The sequence below is a fragment of the Inhella sp. genome (assembly GCF_041912635.1).
Classification (GTDB): domain Bacteria; phylum Pseudomonadota; class Gammaproteobacteria; order Burkholderiales; family Burkholderiaceae_C; genus Inhella.
Window position 1 is genome coordinate 1 of sequence record NZ_JAYRMO010000038.1, and the last position, 19,471, is coordinate 19,471.

26 protein-coding genes are annotated in these 19,471 nt (G+C 70.6%); 16 read left to right on the top strand and 10 right to left on the bottom strand.

Annotation, left to right across the window (positions count from 1 at the left end):
- Positions 1–192: 192 nt before the first annotated feature.
- Entirely contained in the window at positions 193–2,049 is a 1,857-nt protein-coding gene (locus tag ACE3QP_RS18625) for an ATP-binding protein (RefSeq protein WP_374438111.1), read from the bottom strand.
- A 93-nt stretch (positions 2,050–2,142) separates the two neighbouring features.
- On the opposite strand from ACE3QP_RS18625, the gene modB reads away from it, so the two are divergent.
- The 4 genes from modB to ACE3QP_RS18645 are packed head-to-tail and all read left to right on the top strand — an operon-like array spanning position 2,143 to position 5,112.
- On the top strand, positions 2,143–2,829 hold the full coding sequence (gene modB, locus ACE3QP_RS18630; protein ID WP_374438113.1) for a molybdate ABC transporter permease subunit: 687 nt from the start codon (positions 2,143–2,145) through the stop codon (positions 2,827–2,829).
- Positions 2,829–3,560: a molybdate ABC transporter substrate-binding protein gene (gene modA, locus ACE3QP_RS18635; RefSeq protein ID WP_374438115.1), complete on the top strand. Its 732-nt coding sequence runs from the start codon at positions 2,829–2,831 to the stop codon at positions 3,558–3,560. Before modB ends, modA begins: the two co-directional genes overlap by 1 nt.
- The gene (locus ACE3QP_RS18640) at positions 3,557–4,321 is read left to right on the top strand and encodes an ATP-binding cassette domain-containing protein (protein WP_374438117.1); all 765 of its coding nucleotides are present in this window, start codon (positions 3,557–3,559) and stop codon (positions 4,319–4,321) included. Before modA ends, ACE3QP_RS18640 begins: the two co-directional genes overlap by 4 nt.
- A complete protein-coding gene (locus tag ACE3QP_RS18645) occupies positions 4,318–5,112 on the top strand; it encodes a TOBE domain-containing protein (protein WP_374438118.1) in 795 nt (264 codons plus the stop codon). The genes ACE3QP_RS18640 and ACE3QP_RS18645 overlap by 4 nt, the downstream gene beginning before the upstream one ends.
- Here the strand turns inward: ACE3QP_RS18645 and ACE3QP_RS18650 are convergent.
- On the bottom strand, positions 5,082–5,321 hold the full coding sequence (locus tag ACE3QP_RS18650; protein ID WP_374438120.1) for a hypothetical protein: 240 nt from the start codon (positions 5,319–5,321) through the stop codon (positions 5,082–5,084). The genes ACE3QP_RS18645 and ACE3QP_RS18650 overlap by 31 nt on opposite strands.
- 15 nt (positions 5,322–5,336) lie before the next feature.
- Here ACE3QP_RS18650 and ACE3QP_RS18655 point away from each other — a divergent pair, with 15 nt between their 5' ends.
- Positions 5,337–5,756 (top strand): hypothetical protein, encoded by a 420-nt coding sequence (locus tag ACE3QP_RS18655; RefSeq protein WP_374438122.1) that lies wholly within the window; start codon positions 5,337–5,339, stop codon positions 5,754–5,756.
- A gap of 145 nt (positions 5,757–5,901) precedes the next feature.
- Here the strand turns inward: ACE3QP_RS18655 and ACE3QP_RS18660 are convergent, their stop codons facing one another.
- The 5 genes from ACE3QP_RS18660 to ACE3QP_RS18680 all read right to left on the bottom strand — a co-directional run bounded on the left by ACE3QP_RS18660 (position 5,902) and on the right by ACE3QP_RS18680 (position 8,403).
- Positions 5,902–6,543 (bottom strand): aquaporin, encoded by a 642-nt coding sequence (locus ACE3QP_RS18660; RefSeq protein WP_374438124.1) that lies wholly within the window; start codon positions 6,541–6,543, stop codon positions 5,902–5,904.
- Positions 6,540–7,028 (bottom strand): arsenate reductase ArsC, encoded by a 489-nt coding sequence (locus ACE3QP_RS18665; protein ID WP_374438125.1) that lies wholly within the window; start codon positions 7,026–7,028, stop codon positions 6,540–6,542. The genes ACE3QP_RS18660 and ACE3QP_RS18665 overlap by 4 nt, the downstream gene beginning before the upstream one ends.
- Before the next feature lie 3 nt (positions 7,029–7,031).
- Positions 7,032–7,469: an ArsI/CadI family heavy metal resistance metalloenzyme gene (locus ACE3QP_RS18670; protein WP_374438126.1), complete on the bottom strand. Its 438-nt coding sequence runs from the start codon at positions 7,467–7,469 to the stop codon at positions 7,032–7,034.
- Positions 7,466–7,804 carry an ArsR/SmtB family transcription factor gene (locus tag ACE3QP_RS18675; protein WP_374438128.1) on the bottom strand — a complete coding sequence of 113 codons (339 nt, stop codon included), beginning with the start codon at positions 7,802–7,804 and terminating at the stop codon, positions 7,466–7,468. The genes ACE3QP_RS18670 and ACE3QP_RS18675 overlap by 4 nt, the downstream gene beginning before the upstream one ends.
- 92 nt (positions 7,805–7,896) lie before the next feature.
- On the bottom strand, positions 7,897–8,403 hold the full coding sequence (locus ACE3QP_RS18680) for a DUF1993 family protein (RefSeq protein ID WP_374438129.1): 507 nt from the start codon (positions 8,401–8,403) through the stop codon (positions 7,897–7,899).
- Positions 8,404–8,525: 122 nt separating this feature from the next.
- Here ACE3QP_RS18680 and ACE3QP_RS18685 point away from each other — a divergent pair, with 122 nt between their 5' ends.
- From ACE3QP_RS18685 to ACE3QP_RS18735, 11 genes are read left to right on the top strand one after another with little or no spacing between them, the layout of a single operon-like run.
- On the top strand, positions 8,526–8,759 hold the full coding sequence (locus ACE3QP_RS18685) for a type II toxin-antitoxin system Phd/YefM family antitoxin (RefSeq protein ID WP_374438131.1): 234 nt from the start codon (positions 8,526–8,528) through the stop codon (positions 8,757–8,759).
- Positions 8,756–9,172: a type II toxin-antitoxin system VapC family toxin gene (locus tag ACE3QP_RS18690; protein WP_374438133.1), complete on the top strand. Its 417-nt coding sequence runs from the start codon at positions 8,756–8,758 to the stop codon at positions 9,170–9,172. Before ACE3QP_RS18685 ends, ACE3QP_RS18690 begins: the two co-directional genes overlap by 4 nt.
- Before the next feature lie 4 nt (positions 9,173–9,176).
- The gene (mnmG, locus tag ACE3QP_RS18695) at positions 9,177–11,153 is read left to right on the top strand and encodes a tRNA uridine-5-carboxymethylaminomethyl(34) synthesis enzyme MnmG (protein ID WP_374438134.1); all 1,977 of its coding nucleotides are present in this window, start codon (positions 9,177–9,179) and stop codon (positions 11,151–11,153) included.
- A complete protein-coding gene (locus ACE3QP_RS18700) occupies positions 11,150–11,683 on the top strand; it encodes a cysteine hydrolase family protein (protein ID WP_374438135.1) in 534 nt (177 codons plus the stop codon). The genes mnmG and ACE3QP_RS18700 overlap by 4 nt, the downstream gene beginning before the upstream one ends.
- On the top strand, positions 11,680–12,324 hold the full coding sequence (gene rsmG, locus ACE3QP_RS18705) for a 16S rRNA (guanine(527)-N(7))-methyltransferase RsmG (protein WP_374438136.1): 645 nt from the start codon (positions 11,680–11,682) through the stop codon (positions 12,322–12,324). The genes ACE3QP_RS18700 and rsmG overlap by 4 nt, the downstream gene beginning before the upstream one ends.
- Positions 12,325–12,353: 29 nt before the next feature.
- On the top strand, positions 12,354–13,124 hold the full coding sequence (locus ACE3QP_RS18710) for a ParA family protein (RefSeq protein ID WP_374438138.1): 771 nt from the start codon (positions 12,354–12,356) through the stop codon (positions 13,122–13,124).
- A 13-nt stretch (positions 13,125–13,137) separates the two neighbouring features.
- Positions 13,138–13,434 carry a nucleotidyltransferase family protein gene (locus ACE3QP_RS18715; RefSeq protein WP_374438140.1) on the top strand — a complete coding sequence of 99 codons (297 nt, stop codon included), beginning with the start codon at positions 13,138–13,140 and terminating at the stop codon, positions 13,432–13,434.
- 3 nt (positions 13,435–13,437) lie between these two features.
- Positions 13,438–13,794: a DUF86 domain-containing protein gene (locus ACE3QP_RS18720; protein ID WP_374438142.1), complete on the top strand. Its 357-nt coding sequence runs from the start codon at positions 13,438–13,440 to the stop codon at positions 13,792–13,794.
- Positions 13,794–14,585, top strand: a complete 792-nt coding sequence (locus ACE3QP_RS18725) for a GNAT family N-acetyltransferase (RefSeq protein ID WP_374438144.1) — start codon at positions 13,794–13,796, stop codon at positions 14,583–14,585. The genes ACE3QP_RS18720 and ACE3QP_RS18725 overlap by 1 nt, the downstream gene beginning before the upstream one ends.
- Positions 14,575–15,417, top strand: coding sequence for a dienelactone hydrolase family protein (locus tag ACE3QP_RS18730; RefSeq protein WP_374438145.1), 843 nt, complete (start codon positions 14,575–14,577; stop codon positions 15,415–15,417). Before ACE3QP_RS18725 ends, ACE3QP_RS18730 begins: the two co-directional genes overlap by 11 nt.
- Positions 15,407–15,859: a hypothetical protein gene (locus ACE3QP_RS18735; protein WP_374438147.1), complete on the top strand. Its 453-nt coding sequence runs from the start codon at positions 15,407–15,409 to the stop codon at positions 15,857–15,859. Before ACE3QP_RS18730 ends, ACE3QP_RS18735 begins: the two co-directional genes overlap by 11 nt.
- Here ACE3QP_RS18735 and ACE3QP_RS18740 read toward each other — a convergent pair.
- The 3 genes from ACE3QP_RS18740 to argC are packed head-to-tail and all read right to left on the bottom strand — an operon-like array spanning position 15,850 to position 19,440.
- Positions 15,850–16,374, bottom strand: coding sequence for a hypothetical protein (locus tag ACE3QP_RS18740; protein WP_374438148.1), 525 nt, complete (start codon positions 16,372–16,374; stop codon positions 15,850–15,852). The two genes, ACE3QP_RS18735 and ACE3QP_RS18740, sit on opposite strands and share 10 nt — an antisense overlap.
- The gene (locus ACE3QP_RS18745) at positions 16,371–18,509 is read right to left on the bottom strand and encodes a protein kinase (protein ID WP_374438150.1); all 2,139 of its coding nucleotides are present in this window, start codon (positions 18,507–18,509) and stop codon (positions 16,371–16,373) included. Before ACE3QP_RS18745 ends, ACE3QP_RS18740 begins: the two co-directional genes overlap by 4 nt.
- On the bottom strand, positions 18,499–19,440 hold the full coding sequence (gene argC, locus ACE3QP_RS18750) for an N-acetyl-gamma-glutamyl-phosphate reductase (protein WP_374438152.1): 942 nt from the start codon (positions 19,438–19,440) through the stop codon (positions 18,499–18,501). Before argC ends, ACE3QP_RS18745 begins: the two co-directional genes overlap by 11 nt.
- Between the last annotated feature and the right edge of the window lie 31 nt (positions 19,441–19,471).

Consider the following 19,471-nt stretch of genomic DNA (forward strand, 5'->3'; position numbering starts at 1 on the left):
TGCGCGGCCTCGTCGCCCGACTCATCGTGAATGTGGCGCGCTGTCCGCCGCATCCAATTCCGGAGATCCGTGGCGGTGCTGAGGCACATTACTAATCAGGAGCCGAGTTGGCGCGCCAGCTCTGACATAGAGATGTCCGATTCAATCTGAGCGGCACGCAGCGCAGCCCCCGCACTGAAGCACCACCGTGCATCAGGCAGCCACCGGCCAATCGATCAGGAAGCGCGTGCCCTCGCCCGGCGCGCTGTGCACCTGCAGCTGGCCGCGCAACCGGGTGTTCACCAGCACCTGGGCGCTGAACAGGCCCAGGCCGCTGCGGCCCTGGCCGAACTGGGTGGAGACGTAGGGGTCGAAGATGCGCGGCAGCAGGCCGCTGGGGATGCCGCGGCCGGCGTCGGCCAGCTCCAGGTGGTGGCGGCCCTCGGCTGTCCAGGCGCGCACCTGCACGCGGCCGGCGTGGCCAGCCGGGTAGGCGTGGCGCTGCACGTTGTGCAGCAGCTCCACCAGCACGGCCTGCAGGCTGTCGGCGCAGACCTGGGCGGTCACATCGGCCTGCAGTTCCAGCTGCAGCGGCGTGTCGACCGGCACGGCACGCTGCCAGGCCTGCAGCACCAGCTCGGCCAGGCGCGTGCTGCGCGGGCGCGCGGCCAGCAGCTCGGGGTTCAGTTCCTGATAGCCACTGAGCAGCTGCAGCACGCGCTGCAGATTGCGCTGCGCCAGCTCGCTGCCTTCCAGCGCGGCCAGCAGATCGCCCTGCAGCGCGCGCCGGCCCAGAGCGCCCAGCTCGAACAGGCGCTGCGTCTGGCGCAGGCGCTCCTGCGTGGTGCTGACGGCCGTGAGCGCATTGCCCAGCGGGGTGTTCAGTTCATGCGCCAGACCGGCCAGCATGGCGCCCAGCGCGGCCTGGCGGCCGCTTTGCACCAGCTGGTCGAGCAGCTCACGCTGCACGCGCAGGGCCTCGCCCAGCGCGGCATTGGCCTGCTGCAGCTGCTGGGCCTGCTGCTCGGCGCCCTGCTGGGCCTGGCGCGCCTGCTCGCGCTCCAGGCGTTCGGTCTTCAGGGCCAGCTCTTCGGCCTGGGCGGCGCGCAGGGCGCCCAGCTCCAGCTCGTGCGCTTCCTGCAGGCTGGCCAGGGCGGCTTCAGGCTGGCCGGCCTGCAGCTGCCAGGGCGCCAGCTCGCGCAGGCGGCGCTGGGTCTGCGCGCGCGTGCTGCTGGCGCGCTTCAGCTCGATCACCTGCTGCAGCTGCTGCACCGCCTGCGGCCAGCGGCCCTGTGCGGCGGCCAGATGGGCGCCGGCGGCCAGCACCTCGGCCTCCAGCTGGGCGCGCCGGGCCGGCACGCGCGCCAGCAGGGCCTCGGCCTGCTGCAGCGTGGCCTGGGCGGCTGCGTGCTCGCCGGCGCGGGTCAGGTCCTCCACCACGCCGGTCAGGGCATTGCAGGCGGCGGCATGGTCGCGCTGGGCCAGCGCATGGTCCACGCACTGCTGCAGCGCCGCGCGGTACTGCGGCCATTGAGCCAGGGCATGGTGGCTGGCGGCGCGGCGCAGCCACAGCAGGGGCAGCTGGCGCGGCAGGCCGGCGGCGGGCAGCAGGGGCAGGGCGTCGGCCAGGCAGACCAGCGCCCGTTCGTGCTCGCCCTGGCCCTGCAGCACGCGGGCCAGGGCCAGCGCATGCAGGGCGCGTAAGGCCGGCTCGGGGCGCGCCTGGGCCAACGCGGCCAGCGGGCCCAGGGCAGTCAGCGCCAGGCCCAGGCGGCCCTTGCGCACGTCCTGGTTGACCTGCAGCAGGGCCGCGCGGGCCTGCAGCAGCGCGTCGGGCTGGGCCTGCGCGGCCTCGTGCAGCGCGGGCAGCAGCTGCTCCAGTTCGTCAAAGCGCCACAGGCGTAGCTGCAGCTCGGCCAGGTGCAGGCCCAGCTGGGTGCGCCAGCCGGGGTCTTCCGCCGGCGCGGGCCAGCGCGGCCAGGCGGCCTCGAACTGCGCCAGCGCGTCGTCCGGCTCGGCCAGGGCGCGCGCCTGTTCGGCCTGCAGCCAGGGCCAGTCTGCGTCCGTCATGGGGCCACGCTCCCTTTTGTTTGGGCGGCATTCTGGACCTGTGGCCGAGCGGGGCCTCTGGCCCCTCGTGATGTAGTTGGCTACATTGCGCCCATGCTGCTGGACGCCCTGGGCTCCGACCCCCTGCTTCTGAGCCTGCGCGTGGCCGCGCTGGCCACTCTGTGCGCGCTGCTGCTGGGCGTGGCGCTGGCCTGGCTGGTGGCGCGCACCCGCCTGCCCGGGCGCGGCCTGCTGGAGGCGCTGTGCATGCTGCCCCTGGTGCTGCCGCCCACGGTGCTGGGCTACGGCATCCTGCTGCTGATGGGCCGCAAGGGGCCGATCGGCGCCTGGCTGCGCGAGCACTTCGACTACTCGCTGATCTTTCACTGGCACGGCGCGGTGTTGGCGTCCACGCTCGTCGCGCTGCCGCTGGTGTTAAAGGCCGCCAGCACGGCCCTGGCTCAGGTGGACCCCGAGCTGGAGGCCGCCGCGCGCACGCTGCGGCAGTCGCGCCTGGGGGTATTCCTGCGCGTCACGCTGCCGCTGGCCTGGTCGGGCATCCTGGCCGGCACCCTGCTGGCCTTTGCGCGCGCGCTGGGCGAGTTCGGCGCCTCGCTGATGGTGGCCGGCTCGATCCCCGGCCAGACCCAGACCGCCGCCATGGCCATCTACGACCATGTGCAGGCCGGCCAGGACGAGGCCGCGCTGGCGCTCTCGCTGGCGGTCTCGGCGCTCTCGGTGCTGGTGCTGCTGGCCTCGAACCGCTTTCTGCAGTCCAGACCCCCAAGGAGATTCGACTGATGTTGCGCCGTGCCCTGTTGCTATTGCTGCTGCCCCTGTCCGTCCAGGCGCAGGAACTGACCGTCTCGGCCGCGGCCAGCCTGGCCGATGCCTTCAAGGCCCTGGCGCCGGGCTTCGAGGCCGCCCACCCCGGCGCGAAGCTGCGCTTCAATTTCGCCGCCTCGGGCCAGCTGCTGCAGCAGATCGCGCAAGGAGCCCCCGTGGATGTCTTCGCCAGCGCCGACGAGGCCACGATGGACCGCGCCGCCGAACAGAAGCTGATCGCCGCGCCAAGCCGTCGCACCTTCGCCCGCAACGAGCTGGTGCTGGTGACGCCGCCGGACGGCACCCTGGCCAGCCTGGCCGATCTGAGCCAGCCGGGCGTGAAGCGCATTGCCGTCGGCAAGCCCGCCACCGTGCCGGTGGGCCGCTACACCCAGCAGGCGCTGGAGAGCGTGCGCCTGTGGCAGGCGCTGCAGCCCAAGCTCGTGCCCGCCGACAACGTGCGCCAGGTGCTGGACTATGTGGCGCGCGCCGAGGTCGAGGCCGGCTTCGTCTACCGCAGCGATGCGCAGCTCGCCAAAGACCGGGTGCGCGTGGTGATGACGCTGGGCGGCCACGAGCCGGTGCGCTACCCGGTGGCGGTGGTGAGCGACAGCCGCCAGCCCGCGCTGGCCCAGGCCTTCATCGACTACCTGCTCGGCAAGCCGGCTCAGGCCCTGCTGCAGCAGCAGGGCTTCGGCGCCCCATGATTGAACTGGCCCTGCACACCGCGCTGCGCGAGGGCGCGCGCCAGTTCCAGCTCGACGTGGAGCTGGCCAGCTCGGCGGCGGTGCTGGGCTTCTACGGCCCCTCGGGCGCGGGCAAATCGCTCAGCCTGCAGGCGGTGGCCGGGCTGCTGCCGCTGCAGCGCGGCCGCATCGTCGTGCAGGGCGAGTGCTGGTTCGACAGCGCCCGCGGCATCCGGCGCGCGGTGCCCGAGCGTCGCGTCGGCTACCTGTTCCAGCACTACGCGCTGTTCCCCCACCTGAGCGTGCGCGCCAATGTGGGCTTTGGCCTGACGCGCTGGTACCAGCGCCTGAGCCGCGCCGATGGCGAGCGCGTGGACGAGCTGCTGGCCGCCTTCGGCCTGAGCGAACTGGCCCATGCGCGACCGGACCGGCTCTCGGGCGGCCAGCGCCAGCGCGTGGCCCTGGCCCGCGCCCTGGCGGCGCGGCCCAGCCTGCTGCTGTTGGACGAACCCTTCGCCGCACTGAACCCGATGCTGCGCGCCCAGCTGCGCGCCGAGCTCAAGCGCGTGCGCGCGCAGTTCGGCGTACCGGCCCTGCTCGTCACCCACGATGTGGACGACCTGCTGGCCCTGGCCGACGAGGCCTATCTGTTCGACGAGGGCCGGGTACAGCGCCGCGTGGACCTGCGCGCCGCCAGCGCCGAGGACCGCGAAGCCGCCGGCCTGGCCCCGCCACCCGACGACCCCGAGACGGCACGCAAACGAAAGCTGCTGCACGCATGAGCCTGCTGCAAGCCGATCTGCGCCTGGCCGGCCGCCTGGACGCGCGCTTCTTTGCACTGCTGCAAGCCCTGCAGCAAACCGGCTCGCTGCAGCGCGCCGCCCGCGCCGCCGGCTACAGCTACAAGGGCGCCTGGCTGCTGCTCGACCAAGCCACCAATCTGGCCCAGACCCCGCTGGTGCAAGCCCAGCAGGGCGGGCGCGGCGGCGGCGGCTCGCAGCTCACCCCTGCCGCGCAGGCGCTGCTGCAGGCTTGGCAGCAGCTGCAGCAGCGCCAGGCCGAGTTCCTGCGCGCGCAGCAAGCCTGGCTGCTCGACCAGTTTCACGATCAACCCGAACTTGCCGCCCTGCTGCGGCGCCGTGCCATGAAGACCACCGCCCGCAACCAGTTCGTCGGCCGCATCGCCGCCCTCACCCACGGCCCCAGCACCGTGCAGGTGCGGCTGGAACTGCCCGGCGGCCTGCCGCTGCGCGCCGCCATCAATGCCGAGGCCGCCGCCGCGCTGGATTTGCAGATCGGCCAGGAGGCGCTGGCGATGGTCAAGGCCAGCGAGGTGGTGCTGGTGCAGGACTTCGCCGGCTACAAGCTCTCGGCCAGCAACCAGCTCGCCGGCACCATCTCGCGCCTGGAAAAAGGCGCCACCGGCGCCCTGGTGGGCCTGACCCTGCCCGGCGGCATGCAGCTCACCGCCAGCGTCACCCACGACGCCGTGGAGGCCCTGGACCTGCGCGTCGGTCAGCCGGCGACGGCTTGCTTCAAGGCCTATGCGGTGATGGTGGCGGTGGCGGGGTAGGCGAACACCAGCTGCTCGTCCGGCTGGCGTACGTGGTCGGCCGATGACCAGTAGCCACGCAGCCACAGCACGCCTTCGATGCGCCGCAGATAGAAGCCCTTGGGCACCTCATCGTCCTCGCACAGCGGCGCCGAGACCACCCTGATCGCACCCGGTGGCGACTGGTGCCGGGTGGGCGCAAAGCCCAGTGCGCCTTCGGCCTGATCCAACAGCAGCAGCCTCAGATGCGGCGCGAGCTCCAACGGGCAGGGCTGCAAGCCGCACCCTGCGGCCGCCGCCAGGATCTGCGCCATGACACCCCCGTCCGGCAAGCCAAGGTCGGCCACGCTGATCTGCTGCACCTGGATCTGCTGAGGCGCAGTCGCGGTGCTGAAGCGCTCATCGGCAAACAGCTGCTGCGCGGCTGCGTTGAGCTGAACTTCTGCGGCGGCCAGGCGCTGCAGAAGTTCGGCTTTGCCGACGCCGCCGATCTGGACGGTTCGCGCTGCAGCAAGGGCTTGGGCAAAGGGCATCGCGACCGAGTGTGCCCGGCCAGCAGGCACGGGAACCTCGGTCAACGCAAGCAGCGCCTGACCTTTGACATCCCTTACCTGGATGGGTCGATGACAATTTGTCATAGGGTTTTCACGGAGTCTGAGGCATGATGCGCCCCGCAACTAAGGAGAAACCCGAATGAACACCACCGCCACCCTGCACACCGACCGTCACATCTACATCGCCGTCCAGGCCATCGCCCTGGTCAGCACCCTGATCCTGACGATCGCCACCGCCGTTCAGCTGCTGGCCTGATCAGCGCCTGGGCCACAGGGCCCAGACCAGAAGCACGGCCGCCAGCTGGGCGGCCACAAAGCCCGGCGCGCTGGCTGGGGCAATGCCGGCAAAACTGTCGCTGAGCATGCGCCCGAGCACAGCGGCCGGGTTGGCAAAGAAGGTCGAGGCCGTGGCCCAGTAGCCCGCCCCGACCGTGGCGGCCACCAGGGCCGGCGCCTTGCCCACCGGGGCACGCAACACCACCGCCAACAGGCACAGCGTGGCCAAGCCTTCCGACAGCCACTGCGCCGCGCCCTCACGCGGCTTGACCGAGAGCTGCAGCAGCGGCAACTCGAACATGGCGTGCACCGCCAGCACCCCCAGCGCCGCGCCCAGCAACTGGGCGGCGATGTAACCCGTCACCGGGCCGTCAAAGCGGCGCAGCGCCTTCAGCGCCAGCGTCACCGCCGGATTGAAGTGGGCGCCGCTGAGCGGTCCCAGCAGCTCGATCAGCACCCACAGGCCCAGTACCGTGGCGCCCGTGTTGGCCAGCAGGGCCACGGCGACATTGCCGCCGGCCAGGCGCTCGGCCATCACCCCCGAACCCACCACCACCGCCAGCAGACCGGCCGTGCCCAGGCCCTCGGCCAGCAGCCGGGTGCGTGTGGATGCGCCGTTCATCGCGCCGCGATCTCGATCAGTGCTGCGCGGCGTTGCGGCGCGTCCAGCCGCTCCCAGGGCAGATCCAGCAGCTGCAGCATCCGGTAGCCCAGGGCCTGGCGCGTCAGCTCGAAGGCCTGCTCGCGCTGGCCTTCAGGCGCGTTCGACGGGTCCGGGTAGCCCCAGTGCACCTGCACCGGCGCGCCGGGCCAGATCGGGCAGGTCTCGGCGGCAGCGCTGTCGCAGACGGTGATCACCGCATCCAAGCGTGGCGCATCGGGACGCGCAAATTCATCCCAACTCTTGCTGCGCAGGCCTCTCACATCGACGCCAGCGCGCTGCAGCACGCTCAGCGCGTGCGGATTGGTGCGGCCGCTCGGGGCGCTGCCGGCGCTATGAGCCTGGATCGGCCGAGCCAGGCGCAGGGCCCAGTGGTTCAGCATGGCCTCGGCCAACGCGCTGCGCGCGGAGTTGTGGGTGCAGAGGATCAGGACGTGATGCGCCATGGCTCAGCAGCAGGCGCCGGCCGGCTTGGCCTCGCGCGCAGGGCAGCAGGCCGCTTCGCTGGCGCCCTGGCCAAAGACGGGGATGTCCGCCAGGGTGTGGAAATGCTCCCAGGCGATGCCCTGCGGGTCTTCGATCCAATGCTTTTCGCTGCGCGCGTAGCAGCAGCTGGTCAGGCCTTCGTCGGCGGTGGCCAGTTCGGCGGCCCGTGCGCGCTCGCGCAGCTCGGCCAGTTCTTCGGCGTTGTCGGTCTGGATGCCGAGGTGGTCCACTCCCGGCTTGCCGCCGCGGGTGGAGATGGCGAAGTTGATGCGCGGGTCGTCCAGCATCCATTTGGCGTAATCGGCCTCGACGCGCGTGGGCGCGGCGCCGAACAGCTTGGCGTAGAAGGCGATGCTGGCCTGCAGGTCTTGCACATGGGCGTGCACATGGAAGCGTTTCATGGGGTCTCCTGGGTTGGAACGGGGCAGCAGGGGGTGGGGGCGCAGCTGCCGCTGCCCTGGCAGCAGTTGGCGGTCAGGTAGCCGAGCAGGGCGTTCATCTGCGCAAACTCGGCGCGGTAGATCAGGCTGCGGCCCTCGCGCTCGCTGGCGATCAGGCCGGCGGCGCTGAGTTCCTTCAGATGGAAGGAGAGCGTGGCCGGCGGCACGCCCAGGCCTTCCTGCATCACGCTGGGGATCAGGCCCTGCGGGCCGGCCACCACCAAGGCGCGGAAGACCGTGAGACGGACCGGATGGGCCAGGGCGCCCAGGGCCTTGATGACATGCTCTTCGTTCATTCTTCGATGTTTCCAGCATTATCGAATTATTGCAAGCACCAAGGTATGGCATGGCGGGCCTTGCGGCCCGTCCGGATCACCGAGTCATCGGTTCAAACCTCGCCCAGGTAATCCGGCTTGCCCAGCGGCACGCCGTTGTGACGCAGGATGGCGTAGGCCATGCTGCTGTGGAAATGGAAGTTGGGCCAGGCCCAGCCCATCAGGTACTGGCTGCCCACGAAGGTGAGTTCCTTGCCGGCCACCTTGAGGTGGATGCCGCGGCTCTCGCTGCCGTCCAGGGCCTGCAGGGGCACGGACTCGATGTAGGCGATGGTCTTCTTGATGCGCGCCTGCAGGTCGTCGAAGCTCTGCTCGCTGTCCTCGTGCTTGGGTGGTTCCTGGCCGGCCAGGCGGGCCACCGCGCCCTTGGCCTGGTCGCAGGCGATCTGCACCTGGCGCGTCAGCGGGAACATGTCCGGGTAGAGACGCGCTTGCAGCAGCGCGTTGGGGTCGATCTTGTGGGCGGCCGCATGCTCGGCCGCCTTCTTCAGGATGTTGCTGAGATTGAGCAGCCCGTTGATGAAGCGCGGGCTGGTGGCTTGGCACATGGAAATCGACATCGGAACTCTCCTCCCAGCGGGGGCTGGCGCGTTGATTCCAGCACGTCACCCCATACCCCTGTCCTGGCATTTCCTCGGGGCCCGCTGGCAAAATGTACAAAACATCGTTTTTGTACAAAACCATGCACACCCTGCCCCTCAGCGAATTCCGCGCCCATGTGGCGGCCGCGCTGGATCTGGTCGAGCAAGGCCAGACCGTGCGCATCCTGCGCCATGGCAAGCCGGTGGCCGACTTGGTGCCGGTACGGCCCGAGGCGCGCGATGCCGTGCCAGCCTGGAAGCAGGCAATCGAACCGGCCCAGCTGGCGCCAGCCGATGGCCGCACGGTCAGCCAGCATCTGGTGGACGCACCGTGAAGATCCTGCTCGACCCCTCGGCCCTGGTGAAGCGCTACCTGGCCGAACCGGGCCGCGACGCCGTGCAGGCCGCGCTGGCCCAGGCGCATCAGGTGGCGGTGGCGGCGCATTGCCGCAGCGAGCTGGTCTCGGCCCTGGCCGCGCACCGCGAAGCCCTGCCCGAGCCCGAGCTGCAGCGCCTGCTCGGCCTGCTGCAGGCGGACTTTGAAGACTTCGAGCGCGTCGATCTGGACCGCCGCGTCGAGGCCCTGACCCAGACCCTGCTGCTGCGCCACGGCCGCCTGCCCGCCAGCGACGCCCTGCATGTGGCCGCCGCCCAGGCCTGCGGCGCCGACCGCTTCATCACCGCCGACCGCCGCCAGGCCGAAGCCGCCCGGGCCGAAGGCCTGGCCACCCAACTCATCGAAGCCTGACCCCATGCTGTATCCCACCGAATTCGACGTCATCGTGGTTGGCGGCGGACACGCCGGCACCGAGGCCGCGCTGGCCGCGGCCCGCATGGGCGTGAACACCCTGCTGCTGACGCACAACATCGAGACCCTGGGCCAGATGAGCTGCAACCCTTCCATCGGCGGCATCGGCAAGGGCCATCTGGTGAAGGAAGTGGACGCCCTGGGCGGCGCGATGGCGCTGGCCACCGACGAGGGCGGCATCCAGTTCCGCATCCTCAACGGCAGCAAGGGCCCGGCCGTGCGCGCCACCCGCGCGCAGGCGGATCGCATCCTCTACAAGGCCGCCATCCGCCGCATGCTGGAGAACCAGCCGAACCTGACGCTGTTCCAGCAGGCGGTGGACGACCTGATGGTGGAAGGCGACCGCGTGGTGGGCGCCGTCACGCAAAGCGGCATCCGCTTTCGCAGCCGCGCCGTGGTGCTGACGGCCGGCACCTTCCTGGACGGGCGCATCCACATCGGCCTGCAGAACTACCCGGCCGGCCGCGCGGGGGATCCGCCCGCGGTGTCGCTCTCCAGCCGGCTGAAGGAACTGAAGTTGCCGCAGGGCCGACTGAAGACCGGCACGCCGCCGCGCATCGATGGCAAGACGATCGATTTTTCCAGGTGTGAGGAGCAACCCGGCGACCTGGACCCGGTGCCGGTGTTCAGCTTCATGGGCTCGGCGGCGATGCATCCGAAACAGCTGCCCTGCTGGATCACCCACACCAACGAGCGCACCCACGAGATCATCCGCAGCGGCTTTGACCGCAGCCCGATGTTCACCGGCGTCATCGAAGGCGTGGGCCCGCGCTACTGCCCGAGCATCGAGGACAAGATCAACCGCTTTGCCGGCAAGGACAGCCACCAGATCTTTCTGGAGCCCGAGGGCCTGACGACGCACGAGTTCTATCCGAACGGCATTTCCACCTCCCTGCCCTTCGACATCCAGCTCGCCGCGGTGCGCTCGATGGTCGGCCTGGAACACGCCCACATCCTGCGCCCCGGCTACGCCATCGAGTACGACTACTTCGACCCACGCGCGCTGAAGAGCAGCTTCGAGACCAGGGCCATCCAGGGCCTGTTCTTCGCCGGCCAGATCAATGGCACCACCGGCTACGAGGAAGCCGCCGCCCAGGGCCTGTTCGCCGGCGCCAACGCCGCGCTGCAGGTCAAGGGTCAGGAGCCCTGGGTGCCCGAGCGCCACCAGGCCTATCTGGGTGTGCTGGTGGACGACCTGATCACTAAGGGCGTGACCGAGCCCTACCGCATGTTCACCAGCCGCGCCGAGTTCCGCCTGCAACTGCGCGAGGACAACGCCGACTTGCGCCTGACCGAAACCGGCCGCCAGCTCGGCCTGGTGGACGACGCGCGCTGGGACGCCTTCTGCCGCAAGCGCGACGCGCTGGCGCGCGAGGCCGAACGCTTCAAGAGCAGCTGGGTCAATCCGAACAGCCTGCCGGCGGCCGAGGCCGAGCGCCTGGTGGGCAAGGCGCTGGAGCGCGAATACCGGTTGACGGACCTGCTGCGCCGCCCGGGCGTGAGCTTTGACGCGGTGGCCGAGGCGGGCAGGATTGGCAAACCGGGCTTCGATGTTTCACGTGAAACATTGCGGGCCGAGCTGGGTGCGGAGCTGGCCGCCGCCGTCATCGAACAGCTGGAGATCGCCACCAAGTACGCCGGCTACATCGACAAGCAGCAGGACGACGTGGCCCGCGCCGCCGCCTTCGAGCACCTGAAGCTGCCGGCCGAACTGGACTACGCCCAGGTCACCGCCCTCTCCATCGAGGCGCGTCAGAAGCTCTCCAAGCACCGCCCCGAAACCTTGGGCCAGGCCTCGCGCATCTCGGGCATCACGCCGGCTGCCATCTCGCTGCTGCTGATCCATTTGCGCAAAGGCAGGTTCAAGGGCTTCGCGGACAACGACACTGCAAGCTCCCTCGCACAACAGGACGCCGCATGACCCGTGCCCTCTTGCTCATCGATCTGCAGCGCGGTGCCTTTGACGGCGAACGCTGCGACCCCATGCCGGACGGCGACCCGCTGGTGGCCGCCTGCCTGCGCCTGCTCGAAGCCGCACGCCGCCGTGGCGAGCCGGTGATCTGGATTCAGCACGCCGAGGACGAACCCGAAGCCCCGCTGCACCCGCAATGCCCGGGCTTCGAGATCGACCCGCGCCTGGACCCCGCACCGCATGAACCCCGCATCGTCAAGTCCGCCCCCAGCGCCTTCAGCAACCCCTTGCTGACCGAGACGCTGACCCGTCTGGGCGTGACACAGCTGGTGCTGGCCGGGCTGCAGAGCGAGCTCTGCGTGCAGGCCACCGCGGCGGGCGCCCTGCAGCGCGGCCTGCCCACCAGCCTGATCCGCGACGCCCATCACACCTGGCCCCGCGCCGGCCACAGCGCCACCGAGGTGCGCAAGCAGGTCAACGAAGAGCTGGAAGACGCCGGCGTCACTCTGCTGAGCACCGCCCAATACTGCACCGAATGAATCTGTCCGACACCCTGGATCAAGGCCTGCAGGCCTTGAACCTGCCCCTCGCTGCCACCGGCCGGCAGCAGCTGCTCGACTACCTGGCCCTGCTGGCCAAGTGGAACAAGGTCTACAACCTGACCGCCGTGCGCGAGCCGGAAAGCATGCTGCGCCTGCACCTGCTGGACAGCCTGGCCGCCCTGACCCCGCTGCTGCGCCACACCCAGGGCCAGCCCACGCGCGTCCTCGATGTGGGGAGTGGGGGCGGCCTGCCCGGCGTGGCCTGGGCCATCGCGGCCCCCGACAGCTTGCGCATCAGCTGCGTCGACACGGTGGCCAAGAAGGCCCGCTTCATCGCCCAGGTGGGCGCCGAGCTGGGCCTGAAGAACCTCATCGCCGAGCATGCCCGCGTGGAAGCCCTGGACCGCCCGCCCTTCCCCGTCATCACCAGCCGCGCCTTTGCCTCGCTGGCGGACTTCGTCCAGCTGACGCGCAGCCTGCTGGCACCCGGTGGCGTGTGGATGGCCCTGAAGGGCCAGCATCCGGCCGATGAGATCGCCGCCCTGCCCGCCGACGTGGAGGTGTTTCACGTGGAACAACTGCAGGTTCCCGGCCTGGACGCCCAGCGCTGCATCGTCTGGATGCGCCCCCGCGGTTAATCTCGCGCCCTCTCCGCAGCACACACAACATGGCCAAGATCTTCTGCATCGCCAACCAGAAAGGCGGCGTCGGCAAGACCACCACCTGCGTCAACCTGGCCGCCGGCCTGGCCAAGATCGGCCAGCGCGCACTGCTGGTGGACCTGGACCCTCAGGGCAATGCCACCATGGGCTCGGGCGTGGACAAGCGCAGCCTCGACCCCTCCGTGTATGACGTGCTGCTGGGCAACGCCAGCGTGGCCGAGACCCGCAAGCGCAGCGAACTCGGTGGCTACGACGTGCTGGGTGCCAACCGCGAACTGGCCGGCGCCGAGGTGGAATTGGTGGGCATGCAAGCACGCGAGCGTCGGCTCAAGGACGCGCTGGCCCTGGTGGATGCCGACTACGACGTCGTGCTGATCGACTGCCCGCCCAGCTTGAGCATGCTGACGCTCAACGGCCTGTGCAGCGCCCACGGCGTGCTGGTGCCCATGCAGTGCGAGTACTACGCGCTCGAAGGCCTGACCGATCTGGTCAACACCATCAAGCAGGTGCACGGCAATCTGAACGCCGACCTCAAGGTCATCGGCCTGCTGCGCGTCATGTTCGACCCCCGCATCACCCTGCAGAACCAGGTGGCCGAACAACTCAAGGGCCACTTCGGCGACAAGGTCTTCGACACCATCATCCCGCGCAATGTGCGCCTGGCCGAGGCCCCCAGCTACGGCCAGCCGGGGGTGGTGTTCGACCCCAGCTCCAAGGGCGCGCAGGCCTACGTGGACTGCGCACGCGAGATGGTGGCGAGGGTGCAGCAGCTCTGATTCAATTCAGCCCATGTCCCGCCGCCCTTCCGAAGCCCTGCAGCAACACCGCGATGCCATCTACCGCATCGTCAGCGCGCACCGTGCGCGCAATCCACGGGTGTTCGGTTCGGTGCTGCGCGATGAGGACAGGGCCGACAGTGACCTCGATCTGCTGATCGACCCGGATCCCGGCATGTCGTTGTTTGACCTGGGTGCCATCCTGGTGGAGTTGCAGGAACTGATGGGGATCGAGGTGGATGTGGTGACTCCGCGCGCTTTGCCGGCACGCTGGCGCGATGCCATCGTCGCTGAAGCGCGTCCGGTCTGAGCCATGGCGGCCGCGCACTCGGTTCGCGAAGTGCTCGGGCACATCGTCGAAGCAGCCGAAGACATCGCCGCCTTCACGCAGGGGCTCGACAGCGCCTCCTTTGCAGCCGACCGCAAAACGCGCAATGCCGTGGTGCGCTCACTGGAGGTCATCGGTGAAGCGGCGCGCAATCTGCAGCGCCACCACCCGGAGTTCGTACTGGCCCACCCCGAACTGCCTCTGCGTGCCGCCACCGGCATGCGCAATGCGCTGATTCACGGCTATTTCGAAGTGGACTGGCCGCAGGTCTGGGAGACCGTGGGACGCGACATCCCCGCTCTTCAAAGCCTGCTGCGCCCCCTGCTGGAGGATGGGCACTGATGCCCCTGCGCCCGCGCGACGCCCCTCCCACCGCGACGCTGGCGCGCCGCATCGAAGACGCCGGCCTGAACGCCAGCGCGCCGCCGCAGCAGGCCTTCGTGGATGGCTGGCTGCTGCGGCTCTCGCCCGGCAAGGCCAAGCGCTCGCGCTGCATCAATGCCCTGCAGCGCGGCCACCTGCCGCTGGACATCATGCTGTCGCGCTGCCGCGCCGCCTTCAGCTCGGCCGGCCTGCCGCTGATCGTGCGCATCACCCCCTTCACGCAGCCGCCGGATCTGGACGCCGAGCTGGCCGCGCGCGGCTGGCGGCGCTTCGACGAAACCCTGGTGCTGGCCAAGCTGGACCTGCAGGCCCAGACCCTGCAGCTGCCGGCCCGCAGCCGCCTGCAGCCGGTTGGGCCTGCGCAGTACGCCGAGGTGGTGGGCCAGCTGCGCGGCAGCCCGCCCGACCAGATTGCGGCCCACTTTGAACGCCTGGCCGCCAGCCGCGTGCCCTACCAGGGCCATCTGCTGCTGAGCCCCGGTGACGAGCTGCTGGCCTGCGGGCAGCTTGCGCTGGAAGATGGCCTGGCCGGCCTGTACGACATCTTCACCCCCGAAGCCCAGCGCGGCCGCGGCCACGCCCTCGCGCTCTGCCAGGCCCTGCTGCAGCGCGCGCTGGAACAGGGCAGCCGCCACGCCTATCTGCAGGTGGACGAGGCGAACGCCCCGGCGCTGAAGCTCTACCAGGGCCTGGGCTTCGTGCCCGCCTACCGCTACCACTACCGCTCCGAAGAGGCCGATGCCCACTGACGAAACAACCCGGCGCGACTTCGTGGCCCGCACCAGCAGCTACGCGCTGGCCGGCCTGCCCATCACCGCCAGCGCCATCAACACCCCGGCCACGGGCCTGAGCACGGCCGAGTTCACGATCGCCCGCCCGGACGGGCATGCGCTGCCGGTCTACCGCGCCCAGCCCGCCCAGGCCAAGGGCAAGCTGCCGGTGGTGCTGCTGGTCAGCGAGATCTTCGGCGTGCACCAGCACATTGCCGATGTGGCGCGGCGCTTTGCCCAAGCCGGCTACCTCTGCCTCGCGCCCGAGCTGTTCGAACGCCAGGGCGACGCCCACCAGCAGCCCGACACGCAGACCCTGATCCGCGAGGTCATCTCCAAGGTGCCCGACGCCCAGGTGCTGGGCGATCTGGACGCCTGCCTGGACTGGGCGGTGGCAAACGGCGGCGACCCCAGGCGCGTGGCCGTGACGGGCTTTTGCTACGGTGGGCGCATCACTTGGCTGTACGCCGCCCACCAGCCCCGCGTGAAGGCGGGCGTGGCCTGGTATGGCCGCCTGGTGGGGCAGCCGAGCCCATTGCAGCCCGCCCACCCGATCGAACGCGCGGCCAGCCTGCTCGCGCCGGTACTCGGCCTGTATGGCGGCCAAGACACCGGCATCCCCGTGGCCAGCGTGGCGCGCATGCAAGAGGCCCTGCGGGCCGGCAACCGTGCCGCCCAGGCCAGCGAGTTCGTGCTTTACCGCGACGCCCCCCACGCCTTCCATGCCGACTACCGGCCCAGCTACCGGGCGGCCGACGCCCAGGACGCCTGGGCCCGCTGCCTGGCTTGGTTCAAGCGCCATGGCGTGTAGGGCGCTGGCCGCCCTGGCCCCGCTGCTGCTCACGGCCTGCGCCACGCTGCACCCCCAGGACCTGGCGCCATTCCGCACGGATGGCTGCAGCCTCTACCCTGACCGCAACGCCCAATCTGATTGGTGCGACTGCTGCGTGGCCCATGACCTGGCCTACTGGCGCGGCGGCGATGCGGCCGCGCGCCTGCAGGCCGACGAAGCCCTGCGCGCCTGCGTGCTGCACACGACGGGCAACGCCCAACAGGCGGCCCAGATGTTCAGCGGGGTGCGGGCCGGCGGCGGTCCGTGGTGGCCCACCTCCTACCGCTGGGCCTATGGCTGGCCCTATGGGCGCGGCCATGCGCCGCTGGACAGCGCCGAGCGCGAGCGTGCGGACACCCTGCAGCGGCAAGCCGAGCAGCAGGGAGCGCTGGCCTGCCCCTCGCGCTTGCCTCAGCGCTGATCGCCGACCTTGACCTCGGGGTCAAAGCGCAACACCCGCGGGCGCGCGTTCGGGCCCTGGCCTTGGAGGGTGACGTTGACGATCAGCGCCAGCTCCCAGGTGCCCTGATTGCCCCCACTGCCGCTGCCCACCACCGGCAGCGGGCTGTTGAGCGTGAAGACGTTCTGCCAGCCCTGCGCCTGCGGCCGCGTCACAGTGAACGAGGAGCCGGGCAGTTGCAGCACCGAGTAGGGGCTGCTGGCCACCAGCGAGGGCTCCAGGGTGTCGCCGCGCGGCAGAGTGATGAGCGCCACATTGCCCAGCGTGGCGCCGGTGGTCTGGGTGCCCTTCTCGGCCGTGGCGGTCACGACGAGGCTGAGCTGCGAGCCTGGCGCCAGCAGCAGATTGCCGGTGTCCGGGCCCTTCTTCTGCAGGGCGTTGTTGCCCTGGTTGTCGACCAGGTCCCACAAGGGGCTGTTGCCGGTCTGGTCGGCATCGAACTGGACTTTCAGGGTGTAGGTCTTGGCTTGGGTCATGGGGCGCTTGTCGGGGCCGTGTCGGCCTGGCTGAGAAGGTCGTGGTAGCGGCGGTCGCGCCGCAGCGCCTGGAGCTCGGGCTCGGCTTCCACCAGGTGGCGGGGCTGGCCCAGGCGCAGGGCCAAGGCAAGGGACTGCAAGGCGGCCTCGCGCTGGCCCAGGGCCTCCTGCACCAGCACCGCGCGGTAGGCCATGGCGGATGAATCCGGCTGCTGCGCCAGCGCCTGGCTCATCCACGCGCTGGCGCGCGGGTCGCGCAGGCGGGCGGCGTACAAGGCCATGCGGCTGAGGTCGGTGGCGTCCGGGTGGGCCTTGCCCTCCAGCAGCTGCAGGGCGCGGCGGTAGGCTCGGGCGGCGGCCTCGTCCTGCCCCGGCACCCAGCGCAGCGCGTCGGCCCAGTTGGCCCAGTTCAGGGCTTCGTTGGGCTTGCCGCCCGGGCCGCTGATGGCGCGCTCAAACGCCTGAGCGGACTCCGCGTAGCGCGCCTGCTCGTACAGCAGCACGCCGAGGTTGGTGTAGAGCCGGTCGTTGGGCTGCACCTGCAGGCCGCGTTGCAGCACGGCCAGCGCGTCGTCGGCGCGGTCGCGCTGGCGCAGCACCGCGGCCAGGTTGGCATAGGCCGAGGCGCCGGCCGGGTGCTGGGCGATGTTCTGGCGGAACAGGCGCTCGGCCTCGTCCAGGCGGTTGGCCTGCCAATGCAGGCTGCCCAGGCGGTTGACCAGCTGGCGGTCCTGCGGATAGCGCTGCAGCGCCGCCTCAAAGGCCTGCTGCGCGGCCTCGCGCTGGCCGCGCGCCTTCAGCACCTGGCCGCGCAGGCTCAGCGCCTCGTAGTCGGCCGGGTCCAGGCGCAGGGCGCGGTTCAGCGCGGTCTCGGCATCGTCCAGCCGGCCCTGCTGGTAGCGCAGGCGGGCGAGCACGGCATGGGCCAGCGCGAGGTGTTCGTCCGCCTGCAGGGCGCGCTGCACGCTGCTTTCGGCGCGCTGCAGCCAGCCGAGGTCGGGGTCGTCCGCGGCGTAGGAAATGCTGTGCGCCAGGGCCAGCAGCGCCGCCGCACGCGCGTGCTCGGGTGCGCGGCGCAGCACGGCCTCGAGCTGGGCCACGGCCTGCTCGCGCACCGAGGCCTCGTCGTAGCGCTGGCGCAGCCAGTCTTCCACCTCGTCCAGCTCGGTCGTCAGCGTGGCCGGGTTGGGCGGCAGCGCGGCTCCCCACACGGCGGAGCCGCCCAGCAGCGAACCCTGCTGGCGCCACAGCACCAGCCCCCCCACGAGCAGGCCGGACGCGAGCAGGCTCGCGACCCAGAACCGGCCGTGTCCGCTGCTGCGCGGGCGCGCCAGCGCCGTTGGCGGCAGCGGCTGCACACGCAGGGCCTCGATGGCGCGCAGGGCCGCCAGCACCAGGCCGAGCTCCGCCGGGCGCTCCTCGGGTTCGCTGGAGGACATCTGCCGCCCCAGCAGCTCCAGTTCGGCGCGGCCGGGCTCGTCCGCCGGCACCAGGCGCAGCAGCATGCCCAGCAGCAGGCCCAGGGCGTAGATGTCCGCGCGCGGCGTGGGCAGCCCGCCGCGCAGCACCTCGGGGGCCATGAAGCGCAGGGTGCCGCCGCTGGGCAGGTCGAGGTTGTAGAGCGAGCGGTCGGGGTCGATGCAGCGTGCCATGCCGAAGTCCAGCACACGCAGCCGGCCGCCGGCCTCCACCATCAGATTGGTGGCCTTCAGGTCCCCGTGCACCACGCCGGCACGGTGCAGTTCGGCCACCGCCTCGCAGGTCTGGCGCAGCAGGTCGATCAGCTCGGGCAGGCCCATGCGCTGGCGCAGCACGCGCTCGTCCAGCGTCATGCCCTGCACCCGCTCCATCACCAGCACGCTGTGGCCGTCTTCCTCCCAGGCTTCGTACACATGCACGAAGGCGGGGTGGCGCCAGCGCGCGCCCATGCGCGCCTCCTGCAGATGCCGCCGCTGCGCCGAGCGCGTGCTGTGCGCGCACTTGATGGCGACCTCGCGCTTGAGGCGCCGGTCCCAGGCCAGATAGACCTTGCCCTCGCCCCCGCCGCCTAGCAGCGTCTGGAGCGTGTAGTGGCGCAGGTCACGCGGCAGGCATTCGGCGTGGGGGAGCGCCGAATCCGCAAACTCAGAGACCAAGGCCCTCGTCCACACCCAGGTGTACGTTCATGCTCTGCACCGCCGCGCCGCTGGCGCCCTTGCCCAGGTTGTCCAGGCGGGCCATCACCATCGCGTGGCGTTCGCTGGCGAAGACAAAGAGATCGACGCGGTTGGTGTCATTACAGCCCTGAACGTCGAAGAAGCCGTCCTTCAGCGTGTCAGCGTCACGCAGCGGCAGCACGCGCACGAAGGGCTCGCCGCTGTAACGGGCGGCCAGAACGGCGTGGATCTGCTCGGGCGTGGTGCCCGGCTTCAGATCGGCCAGGTGCAGGGGCAGGCTCACCGCCAGGCCCTTGTAGAAGGGGCCGACGATGGGCTGGAACAGCGGCGGGTGGGCCAGGCCGGTGTGCGCGGCCATCTCGGGCTGGTGCTTGTGCGTCAGCGTCAGCGCATAGGGGCGCGGGCTCATGAGCTTGGTATCGCCGCCCGCCTCGTACTGGGCAATCATGGATTTGCCGCCACCCGAATAGCCGGTGATGGAGTTGGCCGTCACGCGCGCATCGGCCGGCAGCAGGCCGGCATCCACCAGCGGGCGCGCCGCCAGGATGAAGGCCGAGGCATGGCAGCCCGGGTTGGCGATGCGCTTGGACTGGCGCAGCTTGGCGCGCTGGTCGGCCGCCAGCTCGGGCAGGCCGAAGGCCCAGCCCGGCTGGGTGCGGTGCGCGGTGCTGGCGTCGATGACGCAGGTGTTCGGGTTATCGATCAGCGCCACGGCCTCCTTGGCGGCGGCGTCGGGCAGGCAGAGGAAGGCCACGTCGGCGGCATTCAGCAGACGGGCGCGCTCTTGCACGTCTTTGCGCTTGTCGCTGTCGATCACCAGCAACTCGATGTCGGCGCGGGCGGCCAGATACTCATGAATGCGAAGGCCGGTGGTGCCTTCATGACCGTCCACAAAAACGCGCGTTGCCATGGCTGTACTTCCTCATCCGGGGGTCGCGGAT

Excerpts from the sequence above, each read along its gene's own strand:
- ACE3QP_RS18625 (WP_374438111.1), bottom strand. The coding sequence starts at position 2,049 with ATGACGGACGCAGACTGGCCCTGGCTGCAGGCCGAACAGGCGCGCGCC.
- modB (WP_374438113.1), top strand. The coding sequence starts at position 2,143 with ATGCTGCTGGACGCCCTGGGCTCCGACCCCCTGCTTCTGAGCCTGCGC.
- modA (WP_374438115.1), top strand. The coding sequence starts at position 2,829 with ATGTTGCGCCGTGCCCTGTTGCTATTGCTGCTGCCCCTGTCCGTCCAG.
- ACE3QP_RS18640 (WP_374438117.1), top strand. The coding sequence starts at position 3,557 with ATGATTGAACTGGCCCTGCACACCGCGCTGCGCGAGGGCGCGCGCCAG.
- ACE3QP_RS18645 (WP_374438118.1), top strand. The coding sequence starts at position 4,318 with ATGAGCCTGCTGCAAGCCGATCTGCGCCTGGCCGGCCGCCTGGACGCG.
- ACE3QP_RS18655 (WP_374438122.1), top strand. The coding sequence starts at position 5,337 with ATGCGGCGCGAGCTCCAACGGGCAGGGCTGCAAGCCGCACCCTGCGGC.
- ACE3QP_RS18660 (WP_374438124.1), bottom strand. The coding sequence starts at position 6,543 with ATGAACGGCGCATCCACACGCACCCGGCTGCTGGCCGAGGGCCTGGGC.
- ACE3QP_RS18665 (WP_374438125.1), bottom strand. The coding sequence starts at position 7,028 with ATGGCGCATCACGTCCTGATCCTCTGCACCCACAACTCCGCGCGCAGC.
- ACE3QP_RS18670 (WP_374438126.1), bottom strand. The coding sequence starts at position 7,469 with ATGAAACGCTTCCATGTGCACGCCCATGTGCAAGACCTGCAGGCCAGC.
- ACE3QP_RS18675 (WP_374438128.1), bottom strand. The coding sequence starts at position 7,804 with ATGAACGAAGAGCATGTCATCAAGGCCCTGGGCGCCCTGGCCCATCCG.
- ACE3QP_RS18680 (WP_374438129.1), bottom strand. The coding sequence starts at position 8,403 with ATGTCGATTTCCATGTGCCAAGCCACCAGCCCGCGCTTCATCAACGGG.
- ACE3QP_RS18685 (WP_374438131.1), top strand. The coding sequence starts at position 8,526 with ATGCACACCCTGCCCCTCAGCGAATTCCGCGCCCATGTGGCGGCCGCG.
- mnmG (WP_374438134.1), top strand. The coding sequence starts at position 9,177 with ATGCTGTATCCCACCGAATTCGACGTCATCGTGGTTGGCGGCGGACAC.
- ACE3QP_RS18700 (WP_374438135.1), top strand. The coding sequence starts at position 11,150 with ATGACCCGTGCCCTCTTGCTCATCGATCTGCAGCGCGGTGCCTTTGAC.
- rsmG (WP_374438136.1), top strand. The coding sequence starts at position 11,680 with ATGAATCTGTCCGACACCCTGGATCAAGGCCTGCAGGCCTTGAACCTG.
- ACE3QP_RS18710 (WP_374438138.1), top strand. The coding sequence starts at position 12,354 with ATGGCCAAGATCTTCTGCATCGCCAACCAGAAAGGCGGCGTCGGCAAG.
- ACE3QP_RS18715 (WP_374438140.1), top strand. The coding sequence starts at position 13,138 with ATGTCCCGCCGCCCTTCCGAAGCCCTGCAGCAACACCGCGATGCCATC.
- ACE3QP_RS18720 (WP_374438142.1), top strand. The coding sequence starts at position 13,438 with ATGGCGGCCGCGCACTCGGTTCGCGAAGTGCTCGGGCACATCGTCGAA.
- ACE3QP_RS18725 (WP_374438144.1), top strand. The coding sequence starts at position 13,794 with ATGCCCCTGCGCCCGCGCGACGCCCCTCCCACCGCGACGCTGGCGCGC.
- ACE3QP_RS18730 (WP_374438145.1), top strand. The coding sequence starts at position 14,575 with ATGCCCACTGACGAAACAACCCGGCGCGACTTCGTGGCCCGCACCAGC.
- ACE3QP_RS18735 (WP_374438147.1), top strand. The coding sequence starts at position 15,407 with ATGGCGTGTAGGGCGCTGGCCGCCCTGGCCCCGCTGCTGCTCACGGCC.
- ACE3QP_RS18740 (WP_374438148.1), bottom strand. The coding sequence starts at position 16,374 with ATGACCCAAGCCAAGACCTACACCCTGAAAGTCCAGTTCGATGCCGAC.
- argC (WP_374438152.1), bottom strand. The coding sequence starts at position 19,440 with ATGGCAACGCGCGTTTTTGTGGACGGTCATGAAGGCACCACCGGCCTT.